We start from the raw sequence: 8,741 nt of genomic DNA, 5'->3' as shown, positions 1-8,741 counted from the left end.
TCACAGACTCAAGGTGGGTTCGATAATCCTCTCAATCTAATAATACAATTATCTCTGATCTTGAGAGATAAATAAAGAAAGGTTTATAGGTTTCCCTATTTAATAACCTAAATACATTATACAAGGTGAGTATGATAAGTTCCTACGGGATATGAAACAGCAGGATAAAGTGTTACGGGGAAAGATAATAGTAGTTCAGCCTTCAATTTGTAAAAACATCAATATGCCAGATAAGATTCAGGAGGTATTAGCAGCAACAAGTTACTATATTAGTAATTCAGGGAAAGTAAAATCTTTTGAAATATGGGGCAGTTAAAATAAAATTGGCTAAAGTTATTTTAAATAAACAGAAGAATTCGTTTGTTAAAGATGTATAGGGACTAATATACAATATATATTTTAATTTGATTTCAATTATTTTAAGGATTATTTTAAGATAATCAATAAAATTAGAAATATTTACAACCATATTTTAAACAAATATCATGGAGGTATAACCTATGAAAAATCCGACGGTTTTTATTAGCTATAGCTGGGATAATCCAAGTCACAAAGATTGGGTTATAGCATTAACAAATGAATTAAGAAGGAATGGAATTGATGCTACATTAGATGAATTTATTACCCAAAAAGGTACTGTGAATTTAAATAGAATGATGATAGAAAATATTATGAGAAGTGACTATACTTTGGTTATCTTAACTGATAAATATGCAGATAAGTCAAATGAGTTCAATGGTGGGGTAGGATATGAAACATCATTGTTAATTAATAATATAATGGAGAATGTTGAGAAGATAATACCTATTATGCGATATAAGGGTGATAGGAGTAAAGCTGTTCCATTTTATTTAAAAGGGATATCATATATTGATTTCTCTAATGATAGTGATTTTGGTGAAAAGTTTGAAGAACTAAAATATAAAATATTAAAAATAGATAGAATAGCAATGGAGCCCTTAGGAACAATTCCTACTCTTAAATCTAGGATGATAGGAAGGGAGACATTATATAAAGAGGCAAGAAAGGAAGATGTATTAATACCTGATTTTAGGGAGATAACGGATAAAGATAAAAACAAATTTATAAAAGATAGTTATTCTGAAATTATTCATTATTTAACTGATTTAGCAGAACAAACTAAACAAAAAAATCACAATTTTGATTATGATATTGACTTAGTAACAAATAAAAAACATATCATAAAATTTTATATTAATGGTATGGAAAAACAGACAGTAAAGATATGGTTGGATAATAAGTTTTCAAAACAAGAAAATATATTATTATCATATGGTAGATTTGGGATTGACAGCGATAACTCTTGGAATGAAATGATAACTTGCGAAGCAAATGAAAAAAAGGAATTAATATTAAAAATGACTATGAATATGTTTGGAAATGGAGAACCTAAGAATTCAAAGGAGATTTCAATTGAAATATGGAAGTATGTCTTACAATTTTTCAAATAATTGATTTGGGAGGTATAGAATTGTTATGATTGACTATTTAGGGGTCAGAGGGCATTTTTAAGGTCATAAATATGAAGGTAAAAAATCAAGAAAACAGTGGGCAATTTTTTATAATATAGAAAAATTTATTAATCCAAATAAAATAAATGTTTTCTATCCTAAAAATATGTTTGTCCAAGATGAAAATCTAGAAATATACATATTTCTAGAGAGTAAGATCTTGAGAGGTAGAATTATAGATGATACCATAATAGAAATAAAGGTTTTATCTTTTAGAGATATTAAAGGTTTTACATGTGAATGTATTAATGATGGGGAATTTTGTAATAAATTAACATTGGAATTTATCAACAAGATTCTGCAGTAGAACTAGATTTAACAGAACTCGTAGGGCTGTACACTCAGTCATTGATGAAATTCGTAAGGAGCTTACTAAAATTCTAGGATACCGTGATAAATCAGTTAGAATTGTAGAGAGCACTCCTATTCCTGTATGCAAGTTTGGTAGAGCACATTTTCATAAAACCTTTAAGGTGGATGCAGCTTATGGATATTGTGCCTCCAAGAAAGAGACTTACTATGGATTTAAGCTACATGTTTTTACTACAGTTGATGGTTATGTTACAGATTTCGTCCTTACTCCAGCTAATATTGATGATAGAGAGGCTGTATGGGAGTTGGTTGAAACCTATGAACATATAACTATTCTAGGTGATAAGGGCTATGCCAATAAGCACTTATCTTCAAATTTAGAGACTGAAAAAGGAATTCAGCTGCTATTTATGAAAAGAGATAATGCTAAAAATCCTCATCCAAAATGGCTTCGTCAACATATTTTTAAGCTCAGGAGGAGAATTGAAACCACTTTTTCACAACTAGCTGGGCAGCTAAATAGCAACAAGGTTCTGACCAAATCTATGCTGGGTCTTATTGCAAGACTTAAAACAAAGATTTTAGCCCATAATCTTTGTTAGAGCATCAATCAAATGTTAGGAAATAACATAAATCTAGGGCACATTAAATAACTCATATTTTGATAATATTCCCAAATTGCTTTCTTAAGAGGTATCTTTTTTCAAAAAAATAATTGGTAAGTTTATCTAATCTCAAATTTACTAGCACAACAAGTTAATTAGTATATCTATTTAAAATTCTGCTTTAAGATTATAAAAAAGCTTCTATGGAGACAATTTTCTTATAAAAATTAGTTAAAGAACCATCTAATAAATATTTATTAGATGGTTCTTTAATAAAAAAATGGGAAAACTTTATTTAAATCAGCAAATATTTTATAAGGAATAGGAAATCTCTACTTTACTACTCCTATATATAGATTTTATTATAGTTACAAATTATATTATTATTGATATTTACTAATAAATGTTATAATATAGTGAATTATGGTAGAGAGAGCTTTATTTGTTGTAGTAGGAGGAAAATAAATTGGAAAAGAGTTTAAAGAAAGCCTTTAAAGATATATTTAAATGGACTTTAGTATTGTGTATAATTTTAAGTATGCCTATTTCTAAATCATTGGCTGCTTCTTCTAATATTGAAGATAGAAAGGCAATTATACTGATATTGGATAAAGTTAGTATTGAAGAAATTTTTAATAGCAATACTCCTAATATGGATATATTGTTGGAAAATGGTGCCATGGGGTTTATGAATATACGAGCAAAGTCAAGTTTGGCTAATAGAGGAAGTACATACCTTAGTTTAGGAATGGGTGTAAGAACTTTAGCTCCAAGTGAAGGAGCTTTAGCTTTTCAGACTTCAGATGGGAAAATTGTAAATACAGGAATTAAAGACATAGAAGAAACAGCTTTAGATGTTACGCCAAACAACCAAGTTGGACTTTTGGGTAAAATAGCCAAGGAAAATGGCATTGTAGTTGGACTCATAGGAAGCAGTGATTTAGATACACTAGCTAGAGAAGCTACTATGTTAGCTATGGATGAAAATGGTGTAATCCCTTTTGGTTATATAGATTCTGATTTGTTAATTTCTGATGATGATGTTTTAGGAGGAAGCAGATTAAATCAAGAGAGGCTATTGGAAGAAGCAGAAAGTATCTTACCTGATATAGATATATTATTTATAGAATATGGAGATACAGTAAGAATAGAAACAACAGATGAAATAACTACCAAAGAAATTAGAGAAGAGCAAAAAATTAAGGTTATTGAAGGAGCAGATTTATTTTTGGGTCAGGTCATGGAAAAAGTAGATTTAGAAAAAACTTTATTTATGGTCATAACTCCCAACCCTTCATCAGAAACCATTAGCCGAGGAAACTTTGGTCTGACTCCTATAATTATGTCAGGACCCAATACTCAAAGGGGATTATTGACTTCAAGTACAACTCGCAGGGAAGGATTGGTTACTAATTTTGATTTTGGACCTACTGTTCTTGGATTTTTCGGGATTTCTGAACCTAGAAGTTTCATTGGAGAATCAATGACAGTAGTAGATAATAATAATCCTGAGAAGGTTTTACTTAAAAATCAAGATCAAAATTTATATTTAAGGAAATATCGAAGTTATTTTCATAAATCCTTTATAATCCTTATAGGTATCACTTTAATTGGATTTTATTTGCCTAGACTTACAGGATGGAATAAGCTTCCAAATGATATTCTTCATTATTTAAGTATAACAGTAATGATAGTTCCTTTAATGATGATGACAGTCTCACTGACTGGATATAAATCTATAATTTTTGATCTCATCTATGTATTTGGAGGCTCTTTAATTATATCTTATATTTTAAATAAAATTTTCAATGAAAAATTGGTAATCATAGCCATATTGGCATTGGTAACCAGTGGTTTACTGCTAATAGACATTTTCTTTGTTAAGAAGTTGATGATTATATCTCCATTAGGCTCTGATGCTATTGCAGGAGGGAGATTTTACGGCATAGGTAATGATTATATGGGGATATTGTTAGGTTCTACCATATTAAGTTTTTTTGTACTATTCCATCTATGTAATAGTACAAAATATATAATGACAATTTCTATAACTTCATATATGATTTTAGTAACAATAAGTCTTAGTCCTTTTTTTGGAGCTAATATGGGTGGAACATTAGCAGCTATACTATCTATTTTAATGATAGTACTTGTTATGTTTGATAAAAGACTTTCTTTAAAGAAAATAGCTTTTATAGTTGTTGGGGCTATTTTGGGAATTTTATTATTAGCAAAATTAGATTCTCTGTTTAATCCAAATCCTACCCATGCAGGGAAGGCATTGGAAGCTCTGATGATAGGTGGCTGGAGTAAATTTTTTGAAATAATTGGTTCTAAGTTGAGACAAGTACTTTGGAATTTAATTAATTCTTCATGGAATATTATTTTATTCTCAGAAGTAGTTTTATGTGGTTTATTATATAGACATAAAAATATGTTAATGGAATTAAAAGAAAGGTATTCAAATTTATATAAAGGATTTGTTACGATTCTTTTATGCAGCATAGCTATATTTTCGTTTAATGATACAGGAACCATAGGTACAGCCTTGGCATTGACCTATTTATTTGTACCTTTAGGGGTAGTTATAAATGATAATAGTATACTATAGTAAAATATATATTTAAAAAGGAGCTTTTTACAAATGAAAAATGAAAGCAATATATATAACCCGAGAAACAGTGGCAGAGTAAAGGTACGGTCAAGAAAAAGGAAAATCCTTTTTTTAAAAACTTTATTCATCTTAACTATTTTAACATTTTTCTGTATTATTATTGTTAAAAATATAATAAAACCACCTGTTATTCCAGATTTAAGTGAAGATAATCTTGCAACCTATGGCGATACAGCTTTTATTATTCCGGAAGTAAATGATGATGATATGCTTATTGGGAACAATCTAGATATACCTGAAGGTTTTACAATGGAAGATAGAAAGGAACAGTTTTATACCTTTTTAATTTTAGGCTTGGATAAAGGTGTAAATACAGATACAATTATGGTTGCTTCCTATGACGGAATAAATAAAGAAGCAAATATTATAAGTGTCCCACGAGATAGTTTAGTAAATGTTAAGAGAAAAGTAAAAAAAATAAATGCTGCTTATCCAGCAGGAAATTTAAATGGTGGGGGAAAAGAAGGTGGCATCAATCAATTAAAGAGAGAACTGAAAACCATAATAGGATTTGTACCTGATTTCTATATTGGTATAGACTTAGATGGTTTTGAAAGAATAGTAGATGCTGTGGGAGGAATAGACATTAATGTACCAATGGATATGAAATACGACGACCCTACACAAGACTTACATACTAATATAAAAAAAGGACAGCAAGTTTTAAATGGGGAAGATGCTTTAAAATTTGCACGTTATAGAAAAGGTAATAATAGCAAAAATACTATTAGTGATTATGAACGTATGGAAAATCAGCAGATTGTAATTAAAGCTATACTTACTAAGCTGTTGAAACCAGCTAATATACTGAAGATTCCTGAATTTATAGATATATTTAATGAGAATATATATAGTGATATAAAGACTGAAAATATGTTGTGGTTTGCAGATCAACTTAATAGAATTAAGGGAACAGAAGCATTATCCACATATACAATGCCGACAACAGGAACTAGTGGAGTACCTATGTATTATGAATACTTAGATAAAGATGGAATTCTTCAACTTGTGAATGACACCATTAATCCATATAAAAAGGCTATAGAAGATATTCACTTAGATATTATTGGAGGAAACTAAGAAAATTTGTAAATAAAAACCTATTTAAACTTAAAGTTTAAATAGGTTTCTCTATTTTTTATCAGTAAGTCCTTTTTTACGCCAATTACCTTTTCTATAGAAAATAAAAGTTATAATTGCTCCTAAAGTCCAAGAAAGCAATAGGGATATGAAAGTAGACTCAGGTCGTCCTGTAGGATAAGCATCGCTTCTAGTGAAATAAGCAATACCATAAGCTATAGGTACACGAATAAGCACTGTAGTAATTAGTGAAATCCACATAGGAGTTACAGTATCTCCTGCACCACGCATGACTCCAGATAAACTTTGAGTTATAGCCATGGCAATATAACCTACTGCTAAAATTTTCATCATGTGCATACTTAAATCAACTAGTTCCTGCGTATCAGTAAATACACCCATAAGTTGTCTGCCAAAGAGTAAAATTATAATTGTTATTACAGTAGACACTCCAACTGCAATCATAGTACCATCTTTAGTACCCTTTTCAACTCTTTCCATTTTCTTTGCACCTATATTTTGCCCAGCATAGGTAGTCATAGCACTTCCAAAGGAAAAGTTTGGCATCATAGCAAATCCATCTACACGCATGACAATTACGTTACAAGCTATTACCATTTCTCCAAAGCTATTAGTCAAGGATTGCACAACTATCATTGCAAGAGAGAATATTGCCTGTGTTAAACCTGACGGTAATCCAAGTTTTATTAATCTATAGGAAAATTCTTTATCTAATTTTAAAGTTTTTAGGCTTAAATCAAAGTTATCCTTCATTTTCATTAGCTTAATGATACAAAGTATTGCCGAGATTCCCTGTGCAATTACAGTAGCCAATGCAACTCCAGGTACTCCCATATTAAATCCTGCAACAAACCAAATATCTAGCACTACATTTAAAAATGTGGAAATAAGCAAGAATACAAGTGCAGAAATGGAATCTCCAAGGCCACGAAGAACTCCAGCTAAAATATTATAATAGGCAAAACCTGCAATACCAACAAAGTAAATAATGAGATAATCTGTACACCATTCTATTATTGTATCAGGTGTATTAAGAAAAGAAAGTAATGGGCGTGTAACCATAGGACCAACAACCATGATTATTATAGATGCTAAAGCAGTAAGACTTATACATATACCAATTGTTTTAGAAAGCCGTTCTCGATCCTTAGCTCCAAAATATTGAGATACCATTATACCTGCACCTACTGAAATTCCAACAAAGAGTACAAGTAAAAGATTTAATATAGGAGATGCACTACCAACGGCAGCAAGAGCATTATCGCCTACATATTTACCAACTATAATGGAATCCGCAGTATTATAAAACTGCTGGGCTATATTACCAATTAACATGGGAATAGCAAATTGGGTAATTCTTTTCCAAGGAGTACCCTCTGTTAAATCTTTAGGAGCAAATAGTTCTTTTAAATTTGCCATATTTCAACCTCCTTAATCAACTTTATTTTATTACGTAAGAACTAGTGTATAATAATAAAATTGCTTTGTCAATGAACTCATGAGCTTATAATAAAAAGTAATTGTATATTTCTAAAATAGGACTATCTAAAAGTGGAATAACCAATACGATTATGATAAAATGTATTTTATATTCATATAATTAAAATATAAGTCAAATCAAAAGTTTGACAATATATGCAAAGGAGATGTAGAAAATGGACACCATATTCTTGGCACTAAAATCTATAATACTAGGTATTATAGAAGGATTAACAGAGTTTTTACCAGTATCTTCTACAGGTCATTTAGTTATTTTTCAAAATTTAATTGGATTTAATGGAACAAATCCTAAGTACGTGGAGATGTATACATATGTAATACAATTAGGGGCAATATTAGCAGTAGTTATTCTCTATTGGAATAAAATAAAAGATACCCTTTTGAATTTTTTTCCACAAAAAGTTGGATATGAGAAATCAGGATTTAGATTTTGGTTTATGATATTTATAGCTTGTATTCCGGGAGGAATTTTTGGAATATTATTGGATGATTTAGCAGACAAATATTTATTTAACCCAATATCCATAGCAATTACACTATTTGTAGGTGGAATACTTATGATATATGCAGAAAATAAGTTTAGGAATAAAAGGGTTAAAACAAAGGAGTTAAATGTAACAGTAAAACAGGCTATTACAGTTGGGTTATTTCAATGTCTTGCCATTGTTCCAGGAATGTCTCGTTCTGCCTCTACTATTATAGGTGGTTGGGTATCAGGACTTTCTACAGTTGCGGCAGCAGAGTTTTCATTTTTCTTAGCAATTCCAGTTATGGTAGGAATGAGTACATTAAAGATATATAAAATTGGAGGAATATTGGCACTTAGCGCAGCAGAGCTAATTTCTTTAGCAGTAGGATTTTTTGTATCATTTATAGTGGCTTTAGTAGTTATAAATAAGTTTATTTCATATCTGAAGAAGAGACCTATGAGAATATTTGCCATATATAGAATGGTATTTGCAGTTATAGTTTTAATAGCAGGAGCCAAAGGATTATTTTAGTAAATAAATATTAACA

General features: G+C 30.0%; 7 protein-coding genes and 1 pseudogene. 7 read left to right on the top strand and 1 reads right to left on the bottom strand.

Annotated elements, in window-relative coordinates:
* Positions 1-151: 151 nt before the first annotated feature.
* The 6 genes and pseudogenes from FYJ83_RS16235 to FYJ83_RS16210 all read left to right on the top strand — a co-directional run bounded on the left by FYJ83_RS16235 (position 152) and on the right by FYJ83_RS16210 (position 6,203).
* Positions 152-316: a hypothetical protein gene (locus tag FYJ83_RS16235; protein WP_195838033.1), complete on the top strand. Its 165-nt coding sequence runs from the start codon at positions 152-154 to the stop codon at positions 314-316.
* A gap of 184 nt (positions 317-500) precedes the next feature.
* Positions 501-1,472 carry a toll/interleukin-1 receptor domain-containing protein gene (locus tag FYJ83_RS16230; RefSeq protein ID WP_154442325.1) on the top strand — a complete coding sequence of 324 codons (972 nt, stop codon included), beginning with the start codon at positions 501-503 and terminating at the stop codon, positions 1,470-1,472.
* 103 nt (positions 1,473-1,575) lie between these two features.
* Positions 1,576-1,839, top strand: a complete 264-nt coding sequence (locus FYJ83_RS19725; protein ID WP_216585899.1) for a DUF3908 family protein — start codon at positions 1,576-1,578, stop codon at positions 1,837-1,839.
* Positions 1,814-2,443, top strand: a pseudogene (locus FYJ83_RS16220) (IS982 family transposase); the annotation flags it as partial. The gene FYJ83_RS19725 and the pseudogene FYJ83_RS16220, both read left to right, overlap by 26 nt.
* Positions 2,444-2,915: 472 nt before the next feature.
* A complete protein-coding gene (locus FYJ83_RS16215; RefSeq protein ID WP_154442319.1) occupies positions 2,916-5,060 on the top strand; it encodes a hypothetical protein in 2,145 nt (714 codons plus the stop codon).
* 33 nt (positions 5,061-5,093) lie between these two features.
* Positions 5,094-6,203 (top strand): LCP family protein, encoded by a 1,110-nt coding sequence (locus tag FYJ83_RS16210; RefSeq protein ID WP_154442317.1) that lies wholly within the window; start codon positions 5,094-5,096, stop codon positions 6,201-6,203.
* Positions 6,204-6,254: 51 nt separating this feature from the next.
* Here the strand turns inward: FYJ83_RS16210 and FYJ83_RS16205 are convergent, their stop codons facing one another.
* Positions 6,255-7,643: an MATE family efflux transporter gene (locus FYJ83_RS16205; protein WP_154442315.1), complete on the bottom strand. Its 1,389-nt coding sequence runs from the start codon at positions 7,641-7,643 to the stop codon at positions 6,255-6,257.
* 236 nt (positions 7,644-7,879) lie between these two features.
* Between FYJ83_RS16205 and FYJ83_RS16200 the strand changes: the two genes are divergently transcribed.
* Positions 7,880-8,725 carry an undecaprenyl-diphosphate phosphatase gene (locus FYJ83_RS16200; protein WP_154442313.1) on the top strand — a complete coding sequence of 282 codons (846 nt, stop codon included), beginning with the start codon at positions 7,880-7,882 and terminating at the stop codon, positions 8,723-8,725.
* Positions 8,726-8,741: the final 16 nt, after the last annotated feature.

This window comes from Tissierella pigra (assembly GCF_009695605.1).
Lineage (GTDB): Bacteria > Bacillota > Clostridia > Tissierellales > Tissierellaceae > Tissierella > Tissierella pigra.
The sequence above is the reverse complement of the archived record's forward strand: the minus strand, read 5'-3'. Positions and strand labels throughout refer to the sequence as shown.